Consider the following 23,171-nt stretch of genomic DNA (forward strand, 5'->3'; position numbering starts at 1 on the left):
ATGTTGCGCCCGCACTGGTGGTGGTTATGGCTGATTTTTCCGCCATGGGCGCTGGCGCTGGCGGCGGAACCTGCTGCTGAGCAGGTGGAGGGGCGGCGTGTGGAGATCTGGTCGAATATGACCAGTGAAGCAATGACCCCCGCCGCCAGCCATGGTCGGGTGCTGCCTCACTATCCGGTGCTGAAAGTGGGACTGTTTTGCTGTTCTGCGGCGCCGCTGCAAACGCTGCGCTGGGACGGCAAGCTGGAGGGTTTATATCCGGATTATCTGCGCCTGCTGTCGGTGGTGCTGAAGCGTCCGGTGGAAGCCCGGCTGTATAACAGCTGGCCGCAGGCGTATCAGGCGTTGCAGCGTGGCGATATCCAGTTGCTGGCTCAGTCCGATTTTGCCGTCGCAGATGCGAACAACAATCGCACCGATCCGATTCTGGTCCAGCCGCTGATGCTGATGGTGCGCAAAAGTAATCAGAATACGCCACTTGCTGAGCTGCATATTGTAACTGCACCGGATATTAATCCGGCGCTGCTTGCACATCTGCGCAGCCGCTATCCGCAGCTTACCGTCGCCAGCAGCCAGCAACAGGGGGTACAGGCGGTCGTCAGCCATCAGGCCGATGCCTGGCTGGATGGTCAAAGTCAGATCGCCTGGTATAGCGCGCTGCGACCCCAGTCCGGGCTGGTTTACCGCCGTGATGCGCAGCTGGAAGAGTTATTGTACGGCTTTGTCGGACGTCAGGGGGATGGGGTGGTAGAAGCGGTTGATGCCATTCTGACCGGCATTCCGCACGCCCTTAAAAATGAGATTTACCAGCGCTGGATATCGGGCCTGGCGCAGGGCTATCACAGCAATGGCCCGCCATTCAGCCAGCAGGAGATTGACTGGATTAAGCAGCATCCGGTGATCAATGTGGCGGTGGATATTGATACTCCACCATATTCGTTTGTTAATAAAAACGATGAGATCACCGGGCTGGATATCGATATTTTGCAACTGCTGGCGGAAAAGAGCGGGCTGAATTTCAATTTTATTCCGGCCTCTGGTCCGCCAGAGGTGGAAAAAGTGTTGCGCGCGGAGAAGGCGCAGATGACGCCGTCGCTGATGGACTCGCAGGCGCGACGCGGCTGGCTGACGTTTAGCGATCCCTGGGGGACGATAGAGTGGGTGATGATCACTCGCAACGAACACAGTGCGCCTTTTACGTTGCAGCAGTTAAACCATAAACGGGTGGCGATCCAGCGTGGTCATGCGTTGCTGTCAGCGATGCAGTTCTATCCACAGATGTCGATCGTCGAAGCAGCGACAGTGCCAGAGGCGGTCGATATGATGCTGGCGGGCGCGGTCGATGCAACGTTTGCCAGTCTCGGCAGCGCCAACTATTTGCAATCCAGCCGCTATGGCAACCGTATTATTGTGCAGACACTGGATAATACGTTGCAGCCGGAGCGATTCGCGGTGCTGCCCGCTTACCCACAGTTAACCAGCATTCTGAATAAAGGCATTGCCAGCCTGTCGCCGAATGAACTGCGCGCGCTTAAGATCCACTGGTTTTCCGTCGCCAATCTCGCCTCTTACAACAGTCAGTTGCCGCCCTGGGTGATGCTATGGGGCGTGGCGCTGCTGGTGATTGCTTTAAGCTCGATATTCTGGGGCAGTTATCTGGCGCGCCAGATCGGCAGACGTAAAAAAGCGGAGTACCGCTTGCAGGAACTGCTGGCCTACTGGGAAATCCTGTTTAATAACGTACCGACGCCAATGTTTGTCTGTGCTGCCGATATGATCGTCACCGCCGCTAACCAGCATTTCTGCCAGGCGACGGGGCTGCGTGGTCAGGAGGTGCTCGGACGCGATCTCTTAACCCTGCATTTTCTTACGGCGGCCGATAAGCAGGAGGTGCGCGGGATTTTTCTGCGCTGTCTGTCTGGGGATCCGGCGCATTTCTCCGATCGTATCCTGCATTTGCAGGGTAAGGAGCGGGAAGGGTATTTATGGTTTGAGGGCTACCATAATCCTGCTGGCGTGATGCTGGGCGTGATTGGCGGCTGGTTTGATGTGACGGAGCGTAAATCACTGGCGCGCGAGCTGCTGCTGGCGCGTGATAAGGCTGAGCTGGCCAGCCAGGAAAAATCGGCATTTCTGGCGCGCATGAGCCATGAAATTCGCACCCCGCTGCATGCCATTATCGGCATTCTGGAACTGGCGGTAAAACAGCGGCCGGAGCAGGAGAACCCGCTGCGCATTGCCTGGCAGGCCGCTGACTCGCTGCAGGGCATTATTGGCGATGTACTGGATTTTTCTAAAATCGAAGCGGGCAGCATTGATATCAGGTTACAACCGACGCGTCTGGAAACTTTGCTGGAGAGCTGTGCCGCCACTTTTCGCTTGCGTGCTGAAGAGAAAGGGCTGGCGTTACAGGCCCTGCTGCGACTTCCCGCAGCAACTGCGCACTGGCTGGATGGCGCACGCCTGACCCAGGTGGTGAATAATCTGCTACTGAACGCGATTAAATTTACTGAAAAGGGCGAGATTCAGCTGCGCGCCAGCGCCCGCTATCTGCACAATGAGGATCGTGATGAGGTCACTATTGAGGTGGAAGACAGCGGTTGCGGTATTCCCGCAGAGATGTATCAGGCGGTTTTGCAACCCTGGGTACGGGCCGAAAGCGCCGATGCAGTGCCCGGTAGCGGTCTGGGGTTACCGATCTCCGCCCGGCTGATTAACCTGATGGGCGGCACGCTGACGCTTGGCGCCAGTGATTCCGGCGGCGTCAGAGTGAATATTTTGTTGTCATTGCAACGCGCCGAACCGGATCTGCTGGCCAATCCTGCGCTGCCGGACAGCGGGCTGCGGGCAGAGAGTGAGTCGCTGAATATTCTGGTGGTGGATGATTTGCCGGTGAATTTACATGTTCTGGCGCTGCAATTTGCTTCGTCCGGCCATTATGTCGAGCTGGTGGGCAGCGGAGCGGAAGCACTTCAGGAGGTTGCACAGCACTACTATGATGTGGTGCTGACCGACTGTCAGATGCAGGGGATGGATGGTTATACCCTGACGCGTCACTTACGTGAATATCAGCAGCGGCATCAGCTGCCGCCGCAGCTGATCGTTGGCTGCACCGCCAATGCGTTTGCCAGCGAACGTGAGCGTTGTCTGGCGGCGGGGATGGATGATGTGCTGATTAAGCCCCTGACGCAACAGGCGCTGCTTGATGGTATTGCGCAAGCCTGGGAGCAGGTTAATCAGCGGGTCGCCGCCATTGAAGATGAACCGCTACGGGCGCTGGCGCAGGGCGATGCGCAGCAGGAACGCCAGCTGCTCACGGCGCTGAGGCAAGGGCTGCAACAGGATATGGCGGCGATCCGCCAGCTGCACGACGGTGGCAATATCGCGCAAATTACCCAGCATGCGCACCGGATGCAGGCGTCATTTGCCCTGCTTGACGACTATCCCGGGATGCGGGTGTGCTTGCGGATTGAGAAAAGTGGACGGGTTGATCGTCAGACGCTGGATACTTTACTGGAACGGGCGGAAAGAGTGCTGGCTAAGCTGGCGCAACGGCTGTCGTCACAAAAAAGCCCGCCTGAAGGCGGGCTGTGAAAGCTAAGTTATTATTATGCGGTTACTTAGCGCCTTTACACATCGCGTGCATACGGCTGTCGCCGACTTTACGCCACACGCCCCAGTCGCCGTCTGCGCCTGGCTGGTTATCCTGCGTCCACCAGCCGTTCATCCATTCGGCGCCGTTATAAGTCACTTTATTACATGGCATGGCATAGGTTTTACTCTTATCCCATGAGCCGCCAGGCTGTTCAGTCACCTCTTTCTTCGCGTTCAGCACCAGCGTGGTTTCACCGCTGTTATTCTGCGGATCGGTGGCTTTCAGCTGCACAACCACATCGAAATCCTCAGTTGCCGCAGCTTTCAGGCGCACACGGGTAGCGATGCCACGGTCACTTTCCAGCTCGACCTTGTCGGCGTTACGGCTGACGGACCACTCGAAGTCCAGCTGCTGCACCGGGGTGCCATCCGGGTCCTGTGACTGATCCGCACTCAGGCTGACCCAGTCATCATGAGTGATAGTGGTAGTGGAAGGGGTGATCACCGCCAGCGGCGGCGTGCCGGTTTCCGGTAATTCAGCCTGTTTAATATCAATGGTGTAGTTGTAGTTCTTGCTCTTATCGATCGCATACACATGGTAGTTATTTCTCACCGCAGTGATTTTGACCTGACCGTTTTCCAGCGTATCGCCAATTTTCACCGGCATATTTTGCTGGTTAACTTTACGTGCGAGGTCATATAACCAGTTGGCCGCTGAGCCCCATTGATCCTCGGCGATCTCATGGGTGAAGTCGCCAGCCGAATCGCCATTGCTGAACAGACGGAAGGTGACTTTATCACCCGCTTTCAGATTCTGCTGCGCCTGGACACCGTTGCCAATCACGCTCCAGCCCTGTTCAGGATTTTCGCTGCCCTGAATATCGACATCACTACAGGAGACAAAGTTTTCACTGGTGCCATGTGAGCGCGCAACCGGCCACATCGAGACAATGGTGTGCTTGCCGCTGGTTCCCTGCGGTAATTTAACCATTTCACGCCACTGCACGAATTCACCATTACCTGGCTGCGCGACATCAGGGAAGTGGGCAATCTCGACCAGATCGCTCCATTTAATCGCCTGCATATTATCCGCTTCGTTTTTGGTGATATAGTAACGAATATGGTCGGTACTATGGTGGCGCGTGAAATAGTAAATAATCGGGATTTCACCGTTTTCATTTGGCGTTATCGCCTTGCGCGCCCAGTAGTTAGCTGGCAGATCCAGTTTGGTATTCGCGGCATTGGCGCTACAGATACGGCCATCTGGTAAAGAGCGGGTATAATCCTGGTAATCGCTGGCATTCACATAGACATTCTGCTGCGGAGTGGTAATGGCACTCTCCTGATTATTCTCTCTTAGCGCATCACATCCCTGAGAATTATCGGTTTTACACAAAAATCCACGCGCAGGCGGATCCATTAAATAACCATGGGCAGAGGCAATCTGTACATGGGCGGCACTGCCTGCCAGGGCCATAAGTACAAGTAGTGTCTTTTTCTTAAAAGAACGCATAATTTTTCCAGTTACTTTGATATATCATATAAAGTTAAAGTGTTTATCGGCGCGAGCGGGCGCTGAAATAACAACGCATCTATCGCGAGATCAGTAAAATCCAGCTGCAGGGATTTTGTTTCGCGAAGTGGGGAATATCATAATTTCTGTGCAATCTATTAGAATCGGAAAATTCTTGTCACCGCTAAGAGCGCTCTTTTATCGGTTTATTATTGTCGGGTTTTATCTGTCTGGCTAATTACTGTTCTTAATCAGCAGCAGAATTGTCCGCTGTTAAATGGCGTTCTGTTATACGATTATTTATCACGTGATGTTTAATCAGTTATTTACAGGAAGCAGATAATGAAGCGTAAATTTATTTTATTATTACTGGTATCAATGGTTTCTTCTGTGTCATTTGCCCATGAAGGGCATGACGATATTGAAACCAGCGAAGTACATGAAGCCCATACGACAAACGGAGAGCAGCAGGAAAATAACGCTGATGACTCCGCTCAGCAAGATACGGTGCATAATTGTAGCGGCGACGAGTCTGCTGATGCGTCGCGGGAGCAGCGTGACTAATTGCCGTTGGGCTGACGGGTTAAGATAACCAGCTGACTGTCAATCAGCTGGTTATCGCCGTTTGCGGCATGCTGTGCATGGCGGATCATCACAGTTTAATATCAAACAGACCGGAGCGGCTCAGCAGGAAGTAGAGCTGACAGTCACTCTCCACCGCCAGTTTATCCATAGCCCGCAGTTTGTGGGCGCTAACTGTCTTGATGCTCAGATTCAGGCGGCTGGCGATTTTGGTTAAACTCAATCCCTGGCATAACAGACGCAGTACCTCCGACTCTTTAGGTGAGATCTCGTTAGTATTATTATTGGCGTTAAGCAGAGTGCGCATTAAGTCATTCTCCACATAAACCTCATTGTTCAGTACGCTGCTCATCACGCGCTCCAGCGTTTTTTCACAAATATCCATGCTGATATAACCGGAAATGCCGGAACCGAGCATCATACGCACCAGACTGGCATGGCGGTGCGGCGACATCACCACAATTTTGATATGCGGGTATTTGTTACGCAACCACTTCACCAGGTTATAACCATCCATCGAAGCCAGCGGGCTGCTTTTACGCTCATCAGTATTGAGCGTATATCCCAGTAACAGCAGATCGATATGATTGCTGTTTAAGGTGCTTACCAGCTCGGCTGGAGTGGAAACATCATTAATAATCGAATAGCTGGCATTGTCATCACTGACGGAAAGTTTTTTTCCGGTCATATTTTTAATCAACGATTTAATGCCGCAGCGAATCAGTTTGTGTTCATGAGCAATAGCAATATTGATGGTCATAGCGTTCTGTCCTGATAAATTTGGATGGCTGGAAAGTGCGAAGATAATAACCAGGGATCTGATACGCCAGCGAGAAGATTCTTGCTGATTAAGAAAAACTCATTTTATGAAAAAATTGTTATCGACGGACGGGCGATTTTCTGACTAGTCAGATTTAACTGTGGCGGGTTTTACAGTTAAGATTTATCTCGTGGGTTAACGATATTTTACCAAAACTTTTTCGGGGACGAAGATGAGAGCGGGATTTAAAAAAATTAATGCTTTTCTTACCGTTGTCGATACCGGCAGTTTTGAAGAAGCGGCGCGACAACTTTATATTACACCATCCGCAGTATCATTGCGTCTGAGTTCGCTGGAAGATGAAATGGGCGAAAAACTGGTGGTGCGCCGTCGGCCCTGTATTCCAACCGCCAAAGGCAAAATATTCTATCAACATGCCCTGGAGCTGCGGAATGTGAAAACGCAGTTAGAGCGCGCGTTTGCCCAATAATTTACCCGCGATTACCGGGTGCAACGCTCCGGCAACGGCGCGGCTGGATCTTCTTCCACTTTAAACTGCCATTCGGCGTAGCTGGCCGCCTGTTTAAAATGGATATAGGGTTCACTGAACCCCTGCTGTTTAAGTGGTCTGCCGCTGCCCTGGCTGTAAACGCCGATCCAGCGCTGCTTTTCATCATAGATCATCCCCCATTCACGCTTTTGGCTAAATGGATCGATATAGATCTGGCGCAGCAGGTGCTGCGCCCGGTTGCCGCGCGTATCGCTGATCAACTGATGGAAAGCGGTCGGATAGCATTTATTACCCGCCGGGTTTTCGCGGTACAGACGGATTGCCTGACGAATCTGATCGCCAGCGAACAGCAGCTGCTCTTCGCGATCCTGCCGCCACTGCGTCTGACGGTGGTCATAACTACGCAGCAGCAGCAGCGACAGCATGCTAAGCCACGCCAGCAACAGCAGATAGCTGAAGCCCGCCTGGCGATTACCAGTCGGCATAGGGCACTCCATCCAGCGATTTCTGCTGCGAGCCACTGAAAATATCAATAATCTGCCCGTGTTCGTCCTGGCGGCTGACCCAGCTATGGTGCTGATCCGTCAGCGGATCGAGCGGCAGCTGGCGCAGATAGCCTTTTTCCACCAGCTCCTGCAACCGCGTTGGCCCCTGAATATGGTCGTGGCGATAGTGATCGAGCGAAACCCGTAGCGTATTCAGATTGTGTTTCAGCACCACCTCTTTGGCACGCTCGGTTTGCTGGAAATAGCGCGGCGCCACCAGGGTTACCAGCGTGGCAATAATCGCCATCACCACCAGCAGTTCAATCAGGGTAAAGCCTTTTTCACCATTGCGCATAAGGCACCCCGTTGAGTCCGCGGGCTTCGCTATATGAAGCGACATCATAGATATCTCCCCGGCGGGTAAAATTACCCGGTTCGCTGTTACTGCTGCGCAAGCGCCAGCTCTCATGGTCAGCTTTACCGGCGCAATCACACATCGGATCGCGCGGAATTCGCCGCAGAAAGTAGATTTTGCGCTGATTAGGCGAGGTTTTATCCACCACCCCTTCGCTAAGCGCCTGTAGCGTTGGCGGATAGCCGGATTCATCGCTGCGTTTCTCAATCAGCCCTTGCTGACTGGCGCGATGATAGCTATCCAGCGCCTGGCGGATCTGACGCAGCGCCTGTTGCAGCTGTTCCTCTTTATGGCGCTGAGCCTGTTTCTCAATTAGCGGCAGCGAGGCTGCCGCCAGTGAAGCCAGCAGACTGAGCGTCACCATCATTTCAACCAGGGTAAAACCCTGTTGCCGTCGCTGACTCATGGCGCGCTTCTTGCTGCGCTGTCATGGGCCGGGTTGGGTGGCGGCAGTTCGCCGCGCTGATCCGGGAAGTGCGCCGGTGGTGCCAGCGGTGGCGCGACAGATGCTTCTCTGCCTACCTGGATACGACCCGCTGCGCGCAAACGCATATCCTGATCGCCTGGCAGATCTTCAGTCCCTACGGCGATCGCATTGATATGGGATCCCGGCAGATCGATGCTGCGGGCAATACGCGGCGTGATCAGCAGCACCACTTCGGTGCGCTTCTTCTCTTTATCCGAGGTTCTGAACAGCGACCCGATCAATGGCACATCGCTGAGTCCGGGCACGCCACTTTTCTCATCTTTCTGGTTCATGCTGATCAATCCAGCCAGCATCTGGGTTTCGCCATCGAGGCTGCTGAGAATGGTTTTCGCCATCCGGTTGTTGGTGCTGTAGTATTTCAGGCCATCCTTACTCTCCTGCGCCAGGCCCAGGCTGCTGAGGCTGAACTCAACATCCATACTGATCTCGCCGTCGAGACTGATCTCTGGCGTCACCTGCAGCTTCAGGCCAACGTCCTGGTACTCCACTTTCTGGTTGGTTACGCCATCATTAGTGGTATTGGTTAATACCGGCAGTTTCTCGCCAATTTCGATCAACGCCTGCTTACTGTTTTTCACATGAATACGTGGATTGGCCAGCACTCTGGCATTGCTGCGGATCTTACTGATATCGAGTTTAAGTCCGCGATTGCTGCCAAGATTGATAAACATATTGTCGCGACCAAAACCGTTCAGCGGAATATTGCTGGATCCATCGGCGCCGCCATTAAAGCCAATACCGATCTCACCCGGATAACGAATACCCAGTTTGGTGGCGTCACTGCTGCTGATCTCCAGCACTTCGACTTCCAGCGTGACCTCCGCTTCCGGACGATCCAGCGTCATCAGCAGGCGTTCGATCATCTCGATACTTTCACGTGGACTGCGTACCGTCAGTGAGTTAGTCCGTTCATCGACATGAATATCTTTAATCTTCATCAGGTTGCGCAGCGCCACGTTGACATCCTTCGCTTTGGCGTAGCCGAGGAAAAAGGTTTTCACCATAATGTCACGATAGATTTTCTCTTTGTTCTGGCTGGCCGGATAGATCAGCAAGGTATTGCCATTCAGCACCTTTTTCCGCAGCTGATTGGAGATCAACAGCAAATTGATCGCGTCTTCCGCCGTGGTTTTATTGGCAATAATGCTGGTGGTGATATTGCGTGACACATCGTTATCAAAGATAAAGTTCACTCCGGTGATCTTCGAAATGGTGTTGAAGATCTCCATCAGATTATGCGAGCGAAAATTGAGTGATACCGGCTTCTGCAGTTCAGCGCTCATCCGCTGCGACGGCTGCGTGCTGGACGACAACTGGCGCAGCAGATGATCGCGCAGCGCGGTGGCCTGCGGCCAGCCCGGCTCCTCTTCCAGCACTTTCTGGATTTTTTCCAGCGCCGCTTGCGGGTTGTTTGCCGCCAGTTTGCTGGCCTGCTGATACATCATATCCAGCGAACGCCAGGCATTGATGCGGCGCAGTCCTTGCTGCGCACGCATATTGCCGGGCTGATACTGCAATGCGGTACGCCACAGGCGTGCCGCGTCCTGATGGTTATTCTGCGCAACGGCGCGATCCGCTTGTTTCAGATACAGATCGACCAGCTGATTACTCTCCAGCTGTTCGCGGCTTTTCAGCGTCAAATCCTCAGGATTGACCAGACGCTGTTGTCTCAGCTTATCCAGCGAATGGATAAGCTGCTGTTGTTGATCTTGCGGCAGTTGGTCAGAGGTATGTGACTGCTGGTTAGCACAGCCTGCCAGCAGCAGCACGGTGATTAATACAGACAGCTTTTTTTTCGTAAACATAGTCAATATCGTTAGAATTTAGGTTTTGATTGCATATCGTCCAGCGGTAAGCGCCGGTCGGTTTCAAGCGGCAGCCAGCGGAAAACCAGATAGTCAGGTTCGATCGCTGTTAACTGCCAGTTCTCATTTAATTTTTCGCCACGGCGAATGCTGTCGGCGATCCTGCACTGATTACAGACGATCCAGCTTTGCTTACCGTCGCTTAGCACCAGATAGCGCTGGTTATGGCTCCACCAGGCGCCGACCAGCTTGAATGGCAGGCTGGGGGCGCTGGGGGGCGCTGCCGGTTTGGGCGGCGGCGGTGGCGGCGCGGGTTTCGCTTTCGGTCCCTGAAACGGGAACAGATTGCTGTCGTGATCGTCAGGCGCGCGGGTCGCCGTGGTACGGCTACTGTCGGGCGGTCCGGCAGCCAGCGGGCTGGCCTGTGGCAGTAACGCCTGCTGCTGCGTGGGCGCATCATCAGGCTCACTGACCAGACTCCACAGCACCAGCGCAGCGGTTATGCCGATCGCAATCTGCAAGTAACGCGGCAGTTTCATTGGCTCTCTCCTGCCAGCGTGACGCGCAGCGACATGGTTAGCTGGGTGGTGGCGGGTGATGTACGCGCCATGCCTAACGACTCAAATTGCAACGGCAGGCTGGCCGCCATCTCGCGCAATGCGCTTTGCAAATTCATATATTCACCCACCAGCGGAATATCGAGCACCAGTTGATCGCGCTGGCCATCGCTGCTGTCTGCCTGCAGCTGGTAACGGCTTTCGTTAACCTGCAAACCATGCTTTTGCAGGATGGCGAACAGCGCCTTCACCTGTTCATATTCCGTGACGCTTAGTGCGCTCCCGGCTGCGCTCTGTTCCGGCGCGCTAATCGGCAGCGGCGCCGCCAGCTGCTGCTGGATCTCCTGCTGACGCAGGGTATCGGCGATCAACGCCGGGCGCAGCTGAGCACATAAGTAAAACAACAGCACCAGCCACAGCGCGGCAATCAGCAGTGGCAGCGGGCCAAGCAGTTCATAGCACTGGCTGGCATACCAGCGCAGACGGGGTTGCCACTCATTTAACGAGGGCAGGATGCCTGAGTTAAGGCGCATCGGTGTACTCCAGATTTAACGTGGCGCGAATCTTCCATGGTCCGGGCATACTGTTTTCCGTTTGATGGCTTTCCAGACTTACCCGGGCTGGCAGCCGTTGTAAGCGTGAGACAAAGTCCAGCAGCGCATCCAGTGAGTGACTGAGCACCTCAACGCGGATCCGTTGCTCACGCACATCTTTCTGCAGCGACAGCAGGGCAATATCGTCGTGCAGGGCCAGCGCGATCAGCGCCAGTCCGTTCAGCTGCGTTGACTCCTGCTGTGGCGGCGCTTTATCGAAGGCGCGCTGTCTGGCGCTAATCGCTTCCGCCGCCTGACGGTGAGCCTGTAGCAGTTGCATCTCCTGAATCACTGCCTGCGTCAGCTGTTGTTGCTGCTGCCGGGTGATAGCGATCGCCAGCAGCGTCGGCGCAATCAGTACCACCAGCAGGACGAGACTGATCGGCAGCCGCCAGCGCGCGATAAATTGATGACGATTTATCATGGCTATACATCTCCCTGCCTGCGCAGACCCGATGTGCTGTTCAGCACAAAGCGCGGCAGCGTTGGCAGACCGGCGAGGCGGTTAGCGGTATCCAGCTGTTGTCTTAATTCGTTGTGCGGCAGATGCAGGCTAAACACGCTGTGCCACTGTTGCTGAAAGCGGCAGGCGAAACTGCTTTGCTGCGGGCCGATGCAGGCGAACAGCGCGTTGTCTGGCAACTGGCGGCCAAAATCGCTCAGCATATTGCTGAATGGCGTGCGGCAGCCGCGCAGCCGCAGACGCTGATCCTTTGCCACTTGCTGCAGTTCACTCAGCAGCGCCTGCGGCAGCAGGGCGGCAAAGGCATTCTCGCCATAGCCGCTGTGCAAAAAGCTCACGGCCATCGGCTGCTGCTCATCCTGCTGCTGTGCCAGCAACAGCGCGGCATACTGACGCAGTTCCGCCGGTCGCATAATGCCATTGCTCCACGGCACCAGCAGGTAGCTGAGGTGGGGGGCGTCGACGACAAACTCCAGCGTGTCGCGCCAGCGCGGCGCGGCCGGCAGACTGGCGAATAACTGCGCCAGCTGATCGGCCAGCGGCTGCTGCGGCTGCCAGCGGCACTGGTATTGCAGCCGGTTATTGAGCCACAGTTGCAGATGCTGCTGTTGCAGGCGGCAACACCAGCGTTTAATGGAGGGAAATAACACGTTTCACCTCCTGCAGGCTGGTCAGCCCTTTGCTGGCTGCGTTAATAGCGATCTGCTGCAATGGCATAAAGCCTTCCGCCAGTGCGACTTCACGTAGCTGGCGCAGCGGTGCGCGCGCCAGCAGCGCCTCTTTCATCGCATCGCTGAAATGCAGTACTTCCGCCAGCGCCAGCCGTCCGTGATAACCGCTGTTCCGGCAATGATCACAGCCCGCCCCCCGGCTCCAGCTGGTTTCGCTAAGCTGGAGGCGATCAAGCTGCCAGTCGGCAATCTCTTCCGCTGTCGGCTGAGAAGCCTGCTGACACTGCGGGCAGATCTGACGCACCAGGCGCTGGGCGACGACGCCGTTTAGCGCGGTGATCAGACTGGCTGGCTCGACCTGCATATAGAGAAAACGCTCCAGCACGCTGAATACACTGTTGGCGTGCACCGACGAGAGCACGACGTGGCCGGTCAGCGCCGCCTGCACCGCAATCCCGGCGGTCTCACCGTCACGAATTTCCCCCACCAGAATAATATCGGGGTCGTGACGCAGGATGGCGCGCAGGCCGCGGGCAAAGCTCAATCCTTTCTTATCGTTGACCGGAATTTGCAATACCCCCTCCAGCTGATACTCCACCGGATCTTCAATGGTGATGATCTTGCTTTCACCACTGTTCAGCTCGCTGAGCGCCGAATAGAGGGTGGTGGATTTACCGCTGCCGGTGGGCCCGGTTACCAGCACCATGCCGTGTGGGATCTGCGTCAGCTTGCGTATCGCCTGTAACGTCGGCAGATCAAAGCCGAGCGTTTCCAGCCGCAGTTTTTTATCATGGGATTTATCCAGCACGCGCATCACCGCATCCTCACCGTGGATGCTGGGCATAATCGAGACGCGGAAATCGACATCGCGCTGCTGAATATGCGCCTTAAAACGACCATCCTGTGGCACGCGGCGCTCAGAGATATCCATGCAGCCAAGCACCTTCAGACGCGAAATAATCTGCTCGGCATTCTGCCAGCCGTTGCAGCGCGTAATGTTATGCAGCACGCCATCAATGCGGTATTTCACCACCAGGCCATCAGGCACGCTCTCCAGATGAATATCGCTGGCGCGGCTTTGCAGGGCGTCGTACAGCGTGGAGTCGACCAGTCTGATCACCGAGCTCTGCTCCTGATCGATGGTGACCAGTGAGATCTCCAGCGTTGTCTCTTCACCCTGACTGGCGAAATCCTGATGATCGATCTGCTCCATAGTGCGCTGCTGACGCGACAGATTATCCAGCTGTTCATTGACCCAGCCTGGACGACAAAGCGCCAGACGCTGAGCATGGCGCTGTGCCCACTGGCGTAGCGACAGGCTAAAGGGATCCGCCAGCAGCAGCCACGCTTTGCCATCCAGCTGGATCGGTAACAGACGACGCGCCAGCGCCTGCGGCAGGCTGATGCGGCTGAAGTCCAGTTCCGCCGCCGTAAGCTGTTGTTCCTGCAGCGGCCAGAGACCCAGCTCTGCCGCCAGCGGCTCCAGCTGCTGCGGCTGTCCGGCCAGCAGTTGCTCCAGCCAGTCGGCACGCTGTTCCTCTGCGAGATTCAGCCATGCAGAGTCTGGCATTTCGTGATGATCATGGGTCATCAGGCTAATCCTCCCGCCATTTCAAAAATGGGCATATAAAGCAGAAACACCACCAGGCCAACCAGGCCACCGACCACCAGCATCAGCAGCGGTTCAAACACTTTGCTAAAGGTCTCGATAGCGCGTTCCAGGCTCTCGTCATAAAAAGCGGCGATGCGCTCGCACATTGCAGGCAGCTCGCCTCCGCGTTCGCCAACCACCAGCAGGCGGCTGGCGACCGGAGTGGTCAGTCCTTGCGCGCTCAGGCAGTGTGATAGCGCTTTACCCGTCTGCACCTCCGTCAGAATCTGGCGCAGCCGCGGCTGATAAGTGGCCGGTAGCAGGCCGCCGGTCAGCTGAAGCGCGTCGACGGCGGCCATGCCTCCCTGTAACAGCAGGCCGAGAGTGCGATAGAAGCGCACCAGAATCGTCAGCCGGTACTGTTGCCTGAGCTGCGGAATGCACAGCAGCTGTCTGAAACCCGCCTGGCGCAACGCTTTATTGCGTAGTGCGGCAACGATCAGGGCGACAGCGCCTGCAGTCAGCAGCAGCAGCAGCGGGCCATAGCTGTCGGTCAGCCCACCCCACCAGACAATAAAGTGCGCGCTGGCATTCAGGTTTTGCATGCCGTTAAACACCACCGCAAAACGCGGAATAATAAATCCCAGCAGAAAGAACAGAATCAGGCAGCCGACGCCGATCACCACGCTGGGGTAGAGCAGGGTGCTGCGAATGCGTTTGCGCAGGGTTTCCATGCGTTTTTCGTAATGCAGGAAACGTCCCAGCGCCACCGGCAGCTGACCAGTCTGTTCCGAAGAGGCCACGGTGCTGACCAGCAGCGGCGGAAACAGCGCGGGTTGGGTGGCGAGCGCCTGCGACAACTGCTGTCCACGATAGAGTTCGCGCAGAATGTCACCCAGTACCCGGCGCTGTTGTGGTTCATTGCAGCTCTCATTCAGTGCTTCGATGGCTTCAACAATGACCAGGCCGGCCTCCAGCAGCGCGATCAGCTCCTGAATAAACAGCGTCAGGGGAAATGGCCGTGCGCGCCGTGCGCTGGTTTTGGCCTTTACCTCTAATACCAGCGCATCGCTGGCGACTTGCGCTTTCGCCTGCTCGACGCTGCTGGCATAAACCTGCTGCACGCTGCGGACACCGTTGCGCAATAACGTTATCTGATAATTTTTCATGGCTTTTTATTGCTCAGCAGTGCGGCTCTCTTTTTTCAGCCGCGCATAGTGGGGATGTACGCGCTGGATATAACGCTGACGTAAATGCCCCCGATCCGACCCGTTACCGGCGTTATAAGCCCCGACCGCCTCCCAGCTATAGCCATAGCGGCGCATAAAGCCTGCCAGCACCCAGGCGCCGGTCATCACGCTGAGGCACGGGTCGTCGAGCAGTGCGCTTTCAGAGATCTGAAAGTTGCGCAGTAGCGGCAGATGGCGGCTGTTAATTTGCATCAGGCCAATGTCGTAACTGCCGTCACGGTTCTGATTACGCGCTGAGCTTTGCAGGTTGGACTCCACGATGGCGATGGCATGCAGCAACTCCGGTTCAATGCCATAGCGCTGGCCAGCCTCTTGCCAGCAGGTCGCTTGTGCCGGTAGCTGCATAGCCCACAGCGACAGAAAACAGAGAAATACACGCACGATCAGAATCCGTAGCTCACCGCCTGGTCGCCATTACCGGCCGCCAGCAGCTCAACTTCATACACCACATTTTTTTTACGCGTCGGGTTATGCCACTGGAACGGGTTGCCCCAGGGATCGGCAGGCACTTCTTTACTCAGATACGGACCTCGCCAGTTTTTGACGCCATTCGGACGTTCATGCAGCGCTTTCAGCCCCTGTGCTTCGCTGGGGTAGTGGCCAACATCAAGACGATACTGACCCAGCGCCTCAGACAGGATTTTCATCTGACTGATCGCGGTTTTTTCTTTCGCCTGATCCACCTGAGAAAACAGGCGTGGACCGACAAAACCAGCCAGCAGCGCAATAATCATTAATACCACCAGCAGTTCGAGCAGCGTAAAGCCCTGCTGATGACGGTTACGAGGTAATAAGGTTTTTTTCATGATGTTCTCACGTTTATTTCACAATATTGGTTTAACAACTGATGTAAATATTCTTAAATAACCCCTGCGCAATAAACAGGCTATTGCTCTATGGTTAATTAAGAATTAATGCCGGATGATTGAGAGTTTTCTTTATTTAGCCGGTGGGGGGATTTATCGCTATATGGCGGGTTACTATGCGATGCGCAATATCTGATAACAGTAATGTTTTTACTGATAATGTCCTGAACAAAGATTAAATGAGAGTGTAAATGGAAATGGTATGGGCTGCATTAGCTGGTGCAGTCATCGGCAGTTTTCTCAATGTGGTGATTTATCGCCTGCCGCTGATGATGGCGGGTGAAACATGTAGGTTAAGTTTTCCCGCCTCACACTGCCCTTGCTGTGGCTCGCCGGTGCGCTGGCGCCACAATCTGCCGCTGCTTGGCTGGTTGCTGTTGCGGGGGCATTGTGCCGATTGTCATCAACCAATTAGCTGGCGCTACCCGCTGGTGGAAGGGGGGACGGCACTGTTATTTATGCTGGTGGCCTTTCGTTATGGACTGACCTGGCAAAGTGGATTTATTCTCAGCGTGATTTGTCTGCTGATCGCACTGGCGGTTATTGACTGGCGCACCATGCTGCTACCGGATCGCCTGGTATTGCCGTTGTGGGTGCTGGGAGTGGCGGCGACGCTGCTGGAGATTAATGCGGTCAGCTGGCGCGATGCGTTAATCGCCTCGGCCATCGGTTTTGCCCTGCCGTGGCTACTGGATCGTCTGCATTATCTGCTGCGTGGCGGCGCCGGGATGGGGATGGGCGATATGAAGCTGTTTGCCGCACTGGGCGCCTGCTTTGGCGTGGAAACCCTGTGCCATATTATGCTGTTTGCGCCTCTGCTGGCGTTGTTAAGCGCGGTGCTGCTACGGGTAAAAAAGGGCGAGGCTTTTCCTTTTGGTCCTTATCCGGCAGTAGTAGCGATATTTTTTCTGATATTTGATCCTCGTTATTATCATTTTTAAATTCTCCCGGGAATATTCTTGCCCTTCGCGGGAAGCTGCCGCTGGTTTTTAACAGGTAAAGAAAATACTTTTCTGCGGATAATTATTGATTGTTAATGCGAAATGTTACCTGTGAAAAAGAAATCTGGATTAAATATGATAACGGCATCACTGTTGCTGGCTGGAATAGTCAGCAGTGCGATAGCGAGTGCTGCTACATTTTATGCTGCGGATAGCTTTCCGGATATCAGTGATAAAAAAATTATGGTGGGTTTCTGGCATAACTGGGCGAGCCAGTCCGATGGTTTTCAGCAGGGGAGTGCCGCCAATATAGATCTGACGGAGATCCCTGCAGAATATAACGTTATTACCGTGGCCTTTATGACCGGCAACGGCATTCCGACTTTCCAGCCTTATAATATGAGCGATGCAGAGTTTCGCCACAAGGTCGCGATCCTTAACAGCGAAGATCGCCCGGTACTGATTTCGCTGGGTGGCACCGGGGTGCATATTGAGCTGGCGCCGGGAGAGGCGCAAAAATTTGTCGATGAAATTATTCGTCTGGTTGAGCTGCACGGTTTTGACGGCCTGGATATCAGTCTGCCGGGCAGTGCGCTTGCCGCCGGCGCCAATCAGACTGAAATTCCCGCCGCACTGAAACGAGTTAAAGCGCAATACCCCAAATTTATAATCAGTATGTCGCCTGAGTTCCCTGACCTGCGGCAGAAGGGGGGCGCCTGGAAAAAACTGATCGAAAATCTTGAGGGCTATTATGACTTTATCTCTCCACAATATTACAACCAGAATGACGATGGCGTAGAGGGTGAAAATGGCTGGTATGCGCAAAATGATGACAGCAAAAAAGCGCAATTTTTATATACCCTGAGCGACTCGCTGGTGCATGGCACGCGCGGCTATATCCCTGTTCCGGCGGATAAACTGGTTATCGGCCTGCCCAGCAACGAAGATGCCGCCGCCAACGGTTATGCTAAAAATGAAGCTGATGTGCGTAACGCCTGGGAACGTCTGGCGGCCCAGGGGACGCCAGTCAGGGGACTAATGACCTGGTCGGTTAACTGGGATGCCGGGCATAACCGCAACGGTAATGCTTATGGCAACGCGTTTGTTGAGCGTTTTGGTCAGTTAATTAATGAAGATCTGACGGCCGCTCCGGACCATGACGCACCCAGCCAGCCAGGTAAGCCCGATCTCACTCTGGCAGAGGGGCTGGTTGTTCTGGCATGGCAACCTGCCAGCGATAATATCGGCGTATCGCACTACAATATCTGGCGTAACGGCGTTGAAATAGCTCAGTCGCTGTTGCCGGAGTGGCGTGACACGGAGGTCAGCGCAGGCAACAGCTATGAGTATCAGATTGTTGCGGTGGATAAGGCGCAGAATCTCTCTGTGGCCGGGGAGTCCTCTTCCATCACTGTGGAGGATGAAGCGCCGCCAGAAGATAATGAGAAGCCTTCCCCTCCGGTAGCGCTGGCAGTTACTGAGGTCGGTCAGGATCGCCTGACGCTTAGCTGGCATGCCGCCATGGACAATCTGGTCGTCAAACACTACCGCGTCTATCGCAATGGGGAGTTTATCAGTGAAGCGCTGGAGACCCGCTTTATCGATAGCGGGCTGACGGCAGGAAACACCTACGAATACCAGGTGGCGGCAGTGGATACTGCAGATAGCTCTTCGGATAAGAGTCAGCCGCTGATAGTGAAAACCGGTAATGCAGCTATGCCGGCAGCAGAATATCCGTAGTAAATCCAGTCAGGATGACCGCTACGGTTGTCAGCCTTCGTTGGCGCGTACGCGGTTGGAGGGCTGAACAAACAGCGCGCGATCTTCCCAGCGCAGCAGCGTCAGGGTGCCGCCCCAGCAGCAGCCGGTATCCAGTCCAATAATCCCTTCCGGCGTACCGCGTCCTTCCAGTGAGGCCCAGTGGCCAAACACAATGGTGTAGTCACGGGCGACAGGACCAGGAATGGCGAACCAGGGTTTAAGCGGCGGCGGCGCAGATTCCGGTGACTCTTTGGCAATCATATCCAGCTGGCCGTTAGGAAAGCAGAAGCGCATACGCGTCAGCGCATTGGTGCTGAAACGCAGGCGGGACAGCCCGCTCAGTTCCGGCGTCCAGTTATTCGGCATATCGCCATACATCGCATTAAGAAATAGCGGATAGCTGTCGCTGGACAGCACCGCTTCGACTTCGCGCGCACACATTTTCGCCGTGGCGATATCCCATTGCGGCGTGATGCCGGCGTGCGCCATCACCAGCTTCTTCTCTTCGTCGACCTGCAGCAGTGGCTGACGGCGCAACCAGTTAATCAGCTCGTCGGCATCGGGAGCCGTCAGCAGCGGCGTAATGCGATCTTTGGGTTTATTGCGGCTGATACCGGCGTAAACCGCCAGCAAATGCAGATCGTGATTACCCAGCACCAGACGCACGCAGTCGCCCAGTGAACGCACAAAACGCAGCACCTCGAGCGAACCGGGACCACGCGCCACCAGGTCGCCGGTTAACCACAGGGTATCTTTCTCTGGATCAAAGGCGACCTGCGCCAGCAACGATTGCAACTCATCATAGCAACCGTGAATGTCGCCAATAAGGTATGTACTCATTAAGTTTTTTTCTTAGTGAATATGGGTCGGGATGGCAAGGCGAAACACCGGAATATCAACATTAAAGGTTTCCCCTTGTTGATCAACCATCACATAGTGGCCTTGCATAGTGCCCATCGGCGTTTCGAGGATCGCGCCACTGGTATACTGGAATTCATTGCCAGGCTCGATCAGCGGTTGTTCACCAACCACTCCTTCGCCCTGAACTTCTGTTTCCCGACCGTTACCGTTAGTAATCAACCAGTAACGGCCAAGAAGCTGCACAGGATTGCGCCCCAGATTGCGAATGGTAATGGTATAGGCAAAAACATAGCGATCGTCATGAGGTGCGGATTGCGACTCAATATAGACACTCTGCACCTGTACACATACTCGGGGCGAATCAATCATGCGTTTAGCTCTCCTGCGACTCAGGATGCGCAGTTAGCCAGTTAGCTAACTGGCAATATTGTGCGACAGAGATGTTTTCTGCGCGCAGCGTATTGTCGATGCCCAGCTCGGCCAGCGTCTCCAGCGAGAAAATATGTCCCAGGCTGTTACGCAGCGTCTTTCTGCGCTTGCCAAAGGCTTCGGTAGTGATGCGGCTCAGCGTGCGAATCTCATCCACCGGGTTCTGCATCTTAGCATGCGGCACCAGACGCACCACGGCGGAATCCACTTTAGGCGCAGGCGTAAAGGACTCTGGCGGCACTTCCAGCACCGGAATGATATTGCAGTAATACTGCGCCATCACGCTCAGGCGACCATAGGCTTTACTGCCCGGGCCAGCCACCAGACGGTTAACCACCTCTTTCTGCAACATAAAGTGCATATCTTTGATGGCACTAGTATAGCTGAAAAGGTGGAACATCAGTGGCGTTGAAATATTGTACGGCAGATTGCCAAACACGCGCAGCGACTGGCCTTTTTGCTCAGCCAGTTCGGCAAAGTTAAAGGTCATCGCGTCCTGCTGAAAAATGGTCAGCTTCGGGCCGAGGAACGGATGCGTTTGCAAACGTGCCGCCAGATCGCGGTCAAGCTCAATGACGGTCAGGGCATCGAGGCGCTCGCCTACTGGTTCGGTCAGGGCGCCAAGGCCGGGACCGATCTCCACCAGCGCCTCGCCGGGCTGAGGGTGGATGGCGGAAACAATGCTTTCGATGATGTACTGGTCGTTGAGGAAGTTCTGTCCAAAACGTTTGCGGGCAAAATGGCCCTGGTGGACGCGATTATTCATTACTGCTCTTGATCATGGTAATGGCGAGATTAAGCGCCGTGATAAAGCTGCCCGTATCAGCTGTTCCCAGGCCCGCCAGTTCAAGCGCGGTGCCGTGGTCAACAGACGTACGGATAAATGGCAGGCCGAGGGTGATATTCACCGCGCGACCAAATCCCTGATATTTTAGCACCGGAAGCCCCTGATCGTGATACATCGCCAGCACCGCATCGGCATGTTGCAGATATTTGGGCTGGAACAAGGTATCGGCCGGCAACGGGCCGGTCAGCTGGATCCCCTGCAGGCGCAGCTCGTTCAGGGCCGGGATAATGGTATCAATTTCTTCACGGCCCATATGGCCGCTTTCGCCCGCATGCGGATTAAGGCCGCAGACGAAGATATGGGGGGTGGTAAGGCCAAACTTAGTTTGCAGGTCGCGATGCAGAATAGTAATCACTTCATGCAGACTGTCACGGGTAATAGCGTCCGCGACATCTTTTAACGGCAGGTGAGTGGTGGCCAGCGCCACGCGCAGCTCTTCCGTCGCCAGCATCATCACTACACGATCGCATGCGGCGCGTTCGGCAAAAAATTCGGTGTGACCGGTAAACGGGATACCCGCATCGTTGATCACCCCTTTATGCACCGGACCGGTAATCAGCGCGGCAAATTCGCCGTTCAGACAACCGTCACAGGCGCGCGCCAGGGTTTCCAGCACGTAAGCACCGTTAGCGACGCAAAGCTCGCCGGCAGTCACTGGCTGCGCCGTTGCGATCTCCAGCAGCGTCAGGCTACCCGCCTGCTGCGGCTGAGCGGCAACGCCAGGTTGATAGTCGCGCAGAGTAAGCGGCAGACCGAGTTTCGCCGCGCGCTGGCGCAGTAATTCTGCTGAGGCGCATACCACCAGTTCAACTGGCCAGTCTCGCTGCGCCAGCTGAATGCAAAGATCGGGACCAATCCCGGCGGGTTCGCCGGGAGTGATCACTACACGCTGATTACTTAGCATTGCCATCCAGAATTTTCACATAAGCACTGGCGCGTTGTTCCTGCATCCAGGTTTGTGCTTCTTCAGCAAATTTACGATTAAACAGCAGGCGATAAGCACGCTCTTTCTGCGCCGCATCGGTTTTATCAACCTGGCGGGTATCCAGCAGCTGAATCAGGTGCCAGCCGAAAGAGGAGTGAACCGGCTCACTGACCTGGCCTTTATTCAGTTTCAGCAATGCATCACGGAATGCCGGATCAAACACTTCAGCTGAAGTCCAGCCCAGGTCGCCGCCCTGATTGGCCGAACCCGGATCGTCCGAAAGCTGTTTCGCTGCGGTGGCAAAATCAGTTTTGCCGCTCTTAATATCGGCAGCAACCTGTTCCAGCTTCGCGCGTGCCTGCGCATCGGTCAGAATCGGTGACGGTTTCAGCAGAATATGACGCGAATGCACTTCGGTGACCGAAATATTCTGCGACTCGCCGCGCAGATCGTTCACTTTCAGGATATGGAAGCCGACGCCGGAACGGATTGGACCAACAATATCGCCTTTCTTCGCCGTGCTCAGCGCCTGCGAGAACAGGGTTGGCAGCTCTTCAATTTTACCCCAACCCATATTGCCGCCTTTCAGCGCCTGAGAGTCAGCAGAGTAAGTGACCGCCAGTTTACCGAAGTCAGCGCCGCCTTTAATCTCACCTACCAGCTGTTTCGCCAGGTTTTCCTGCTCATCAACCTGTTGCTGCGTCGGGTTTTCCGGCAGCGGCAGCAGGATATGGCTGAGATTCAGTTCAGTGCCGCGATTGTTCTGGGCGCCAACCTGCGCGGCCAGCGTATCCACTTCCTGCGGCAGGATGGTGACACGACGACGCACTTCGTTATTACGCACTTCAGCAATCTGCATCTCTTTACGGATCTGCTCACGGTAGGTGCTGTAATTGACACCGTCATAGGCCAGACGGCTGCGCATCTGATCCATCGATATCTTATTCTGCGCCGCAATATTGGCAATCGCCTGATCAAGTTGCTGATCGGTGACCTGCACGCCCATCTGTTTGCCCATCTGCAGCAGGATATTATCCATAATCAGACGTTCAACAATCTGATGACGCAGGGTGCGATCGTCAGGCAGCTGCTGTCCGGCCTGCTGCGCCTGTGCTTTCACCGACTGCATCATGCCATCAACATCACTCTCTAATACCACACCGTTGTTTACGACGGCGGCAACTTTATCAACCACTTGTGGTGCTGCAAACGCGGTATTGGCTGCCAGGGCCACACCAAGAATCAGCGTTCTCCAGTTCTTCAT

The 23,171-nt window shown here is 55.0% G+C and carries 24 protein-coding genes; 5 read left to right on the plus strand and 19 right to left on the minus strand.

The genetic code is table 11. The features are described from left to right. Entirely contained in the window at positions 1-3,594 is a 3,594-nt protein-coding gene (locus tag J2125_RS14845; protein ID WP_017800520.1) for an ATP-binding protein, read from the plus strand. Between the two features lie 22 nt (positions 3,595-3,616). Here J2125_RS14845 and J2125_RS14850 read toward each other — a convergent pair whose 3' ends face one another. Continuing rightward, positions 3,617-5,014, minus strand: a complete 1,398-nt coding sequence (locus tag J2125_RS14850) for a lytic polysaccharide monooxygenase (RefSeq protein WP_198510881.1) — start codon at positions 5,012-5,014, stop codon at positions 3,617-3,619. Between the two features lie 435 nt (positions 5,015-5,449). On the opposite strand from J2125_RS14850, the gene J2125_RS14855 reads away from it, so the two are divergent. Next, on the plus strand, positions 5,450-5,671 hold the full coding sequence (locus tag J2125_RS14855) for a hypothetical protein (protein ID WP_017800518.1): 222 nt from the start codon (positions 5,450-5,452) through the stop codon (positions 5,669-5,671). An 88-nt stretch (positions 5,672-5,759) separates the two neighbouring features. On the opposite strand, the gene J2125_RS14860 is transcribed toward J2125_RS14855, so the two are convergent. Continuing rightward, positions 5,760-6,449 (minus strand): LuxR C-terminal-related transcriptional regulator, encoded by a 690-nt coding sequence (locus tag J2125_RS14860; protein WP_017800516.1) that lies wholly within the window; start codon positions 6,447-6,449, stop codon positions 5,760-5,762. Between the two features lie 232 nt (positions 6,450-6,681). On the opposite strand from J2125_RS14860, the gene J2125_RS14865 reads away from it, so the two are divergent. Then, a complete protein-coding gene (locus tag J2125_RS14865) occupies positions 6,682-6,939 on the plus strand; it encodes a LysR family transcriptional regulator (protein WP_017800515.1) in 258 nt (85 codons plus the stop codon). A gap of 11 nt (positions 6,940-6,950) precedes the next feature. Here J2125_RS14865 and J2125_RS14870 read toward each other — a convergent pair whose 3' ends face one another. Genes J2125_RS14870 through gspG form a run of 12 tightly spaced genes read right to left on the minus strand, consistent with a single transcriptional unit; the run spans position 6,951 to position 16,083 of the window. Then, positions 6,951-7,445 (minus strand): hypothetical protein, encoded by a 495-nt coding sequence (locus J2125_RS14870; RefSeq protein ID WP_017800514.1) that lies wholly within the window; start codon positions 7,443-7,445, stop codon positions 6,951-6,953. After that, positions 7,432-7,800 carry a type II secretion system protein gene (locus tag J2125_RS14875; RefSeq protein WP_017800513.1) on the minus strand — a complete coding sequence of 123 codons (369 nt, stop codon included), beginning with the start codon at positions 7,798-7,800 and terminating at the stop codon, positions 7,432-7,434. Before J2125_RS14875 ends, J2125_RS14870 begins: the two co-directional genes overlap by 14 nt. Next, positions 7,787-8,266: a type II secretion system protein gene (locus J2125_RS14880; protein WP_017800512.1), complete on the minus strand. Its 480-nt coding sequence runs from the start codon at positions 8,264-8,266 to the stop codon at positions 7,787-7,789. Before J2125_RS14880 ends, J2125_RS14875 begins: the two co-directional genes overlap by 14 nt. Then, a complete protein-coding gene (locus J2125_RS14885) occupies positions 8,263-10,152 on the minus strand; it encodes a secretin N-terminal domain-containing protein (protein WP_017800511.1) in 1,890 nt (629 codons plus the stop codon). The genes J2125_RS14880 and J2125_RS14885 overlap by 4 nt, the downstream gene beginning before the upstream one ends. An 11-nt stretch (positions 10,153-10,163) precedes the next feature. Next, the gene (locus J2125_RS14890) at positions 10,164-10,691 is read right to left on the minus strand and encodes a hypothetical protein (RefSeq protein WP_017800510.1); all 528 of its coding nucleotides are present in this window, start codon (positions 10,689-10,691) and stop codon (positions 10,164-10,166) included. After that, positions 10,688-11,242: a GspMb/PilO family protein gene (locus J2125_RS14895; protein WP_017800509.1), complete on the minus strand. Its 555-nt coding sequence runs from the start codon at positions 11,240-11,242 to the stop codon at positions 10,688-10,690. The genes J2125_RS14890 and J2125_RS14895 overlap by 4 nt, the downstream gene beginning before the upstream one ends. Beyond that, positions 11,232-11,726, minus strand: a complete 495-nt coding sequence (locus J2125_RS14900) for a hypothetical protein (protein WP_017800508.1) — start codon at positions 11,724-11,726, stop codon at positions 11,232-11,234. The genes J2125_RS14895 and J2125_RS14900 overlap by 11 nt, the downstream gene beginning before the upstream one ends. Before the next feature lie 2 nt (positions 11,727-11,728). Continuing rightward, entirely contained in the window at positions 11,729-12,415 is a 687-nt protein-coding gene (locus J2125_RS14905; protein WP_017800507.1) for a hypothetical protein, read from the minus strand. Next, a complete protein-coding gene (locus J2125_RS14910) occupies positions 12,396-14,027 on the minus strand; it encodes a GspE/PulE family protein (protein WP_017800506.1) in 1,632 nt (543 codons plus the stop codon). Before J2125_RS14910 ends, J2125_RS14905 begins: the two co-directional genes overlap by 20 nt. Then, complete coding sequence (locus J2125_RS14915; RefSeq protein ID WP_017800505.1) at positions 14,027-15,196, minus strand: type II secretion system F family protein; 1,170 nt, start codon at positions 15,194-15,196, stop codon at positions 14,027-14,029. Before J2125_RS14915 ends, J2125_RS14910 begins: the two co-directional genes overlap by 1 nt. Before the next feature lie 6 nt (positions 15,197-15,202). Further along, positions 15,203-15,658, minus strand: a complete 456-nt coding sequence (locus J2125_RS14920; protein ID WP_017800504.1) for a lytic transglycosylase domain-containing protein — start codon at positions 15,656-15,658, stop codon at positions 15,203-15,205. A gap of 2 nt (positions 15,659-15,660) precedes the next feature. After that, positions 15,661-16,083 carry a type II secretion system major pseudopilin GspG gene (gene gspG / locus J2125_RS14925; RefSeq protein WP_017800503.1) on the minus strand — a complete coding sequence of 141 codons (423 nt, stop codon included), beginning with the start codon at positions 16,081-16,083 and terminating at the stop codon, positions 15,661-15,663. A 251-nt stretch (positions 16,084-16,334) separates the two neighbouring features. Between gspG and J2125_RS14930 the strand changes: the two genes are divergently transcribed. Together J2125_RS14930 and J2125_RS14935 are read left to right on the plus strand one after the other, a co-directional pair. After that, positions 16,335-17,084 carry a prepilin peptidase gene (locus tag J2125_RS14930; RefSeq protein WP_017800502.1) on the plus strand — a complete coding sequence of 250 codons (750 nt, stop codon included), beginning with the start codon at positions 16,335-16,337 and terminating at the stop codon, positions 17,082-17,084. A 135-nt stretch (positions 17,085-17,219) separates the two neighbouring features. Then, the gene (locus J2125_RS14935) at positions 17,220-18,824 is read left to right on the plus strand and encodes a glycosyl hydrolase family 18 protein (protein WP_017800501.1); all 1,605 of its coding nucleotides are present in this window, start codon (positions 17,220-17,222) and stop codon (positions 18,822-18,824) included. A gap of 30 nt (positions 18,825-18,854) precedes the next feature. On the opposite strand, the gene apaH is transcribed toward J2125_RS14935, so the two are convergent. The 5 genes from apaH to surA are packed head-to-tail and all read right to left on the minus strand — an operon-like array spanning position 18,855 to position 23,171. After that, positions 18,855-19,685: a bis(5'-nucleosyl)-tetraphosphatase (symmetrical) ApaH gene (apaH, locus tag J2125_RS14940; protein WP_017800500.1), complete on the minus strand. Its 831-nt coding sequence runs from the start codon at positions 19,683-19,685 to the stop codon at positions 18,855-18,857. Positions 19,686-19,697: 12 nt separating this feature from the next. Continuing rightward, entirely contained in the window at positions 19,698-20,075 is a 378-nt protein-coding gene (gene apaG / locus J2125_RS14945; RefSeq protein ID WP_017800499.1) for a Co2+/Mg2+ efflux protein ApaG, read from the minus strand. A 4-nt stretch (positions 20,076-20,079) separates the two neighbouring features. Continuing rightward, positions 20,080-20,901: a 16S rRNA (adenine(1518)-N(6)/adenine(1519)-N(6))-dimethyltransferase RsmA gene (gene rsmA, locus J2125_RS14950; RefSeq protein WP_017800498.1), complete on the minus strand. Its 822-nt coding sequence runs from the start codon at positions 20,899-20,901 to the stop codon at positions 20,080-20,082. Then, entirely contained in the window at positions 20,894-21,886 is a 993-nt protein-coding gene (gene pdxA, locus J2125_RS14955; protein ID WP_026111622.1) for a 4-hydroxythreonine-4-phosphate dehydrogenase PdxA, read from the minus strand. Before pdxA ends, rsmA begins: the two co-directional genes overlap by 8 nt. Beyond that, positions 21,876-23,171, minus strand: coding sequence for a peptidylprolyl isomerase SurA (gene surA / locus J2125_RS14960; protein WP_017800496.1), 1,296 nt, complete (start codon positions 23,169-23,171; stop codon positions 21,876-21,878). The genes pdxA and surA overlap by 11 nt, the downstream gene beginning before the upstream one ends.

Origin of the sequence: Winslowiella toletana, from assembly GCF_017875465.1 — a bacterium.
Taxonomy (GTDB): domain Bacteria; phylum Pseudomonadota; class Gammaproteobacteria; order Enterobacterales; family Enterobacteriaceae; genus Erwinia; species Erwinia toletana.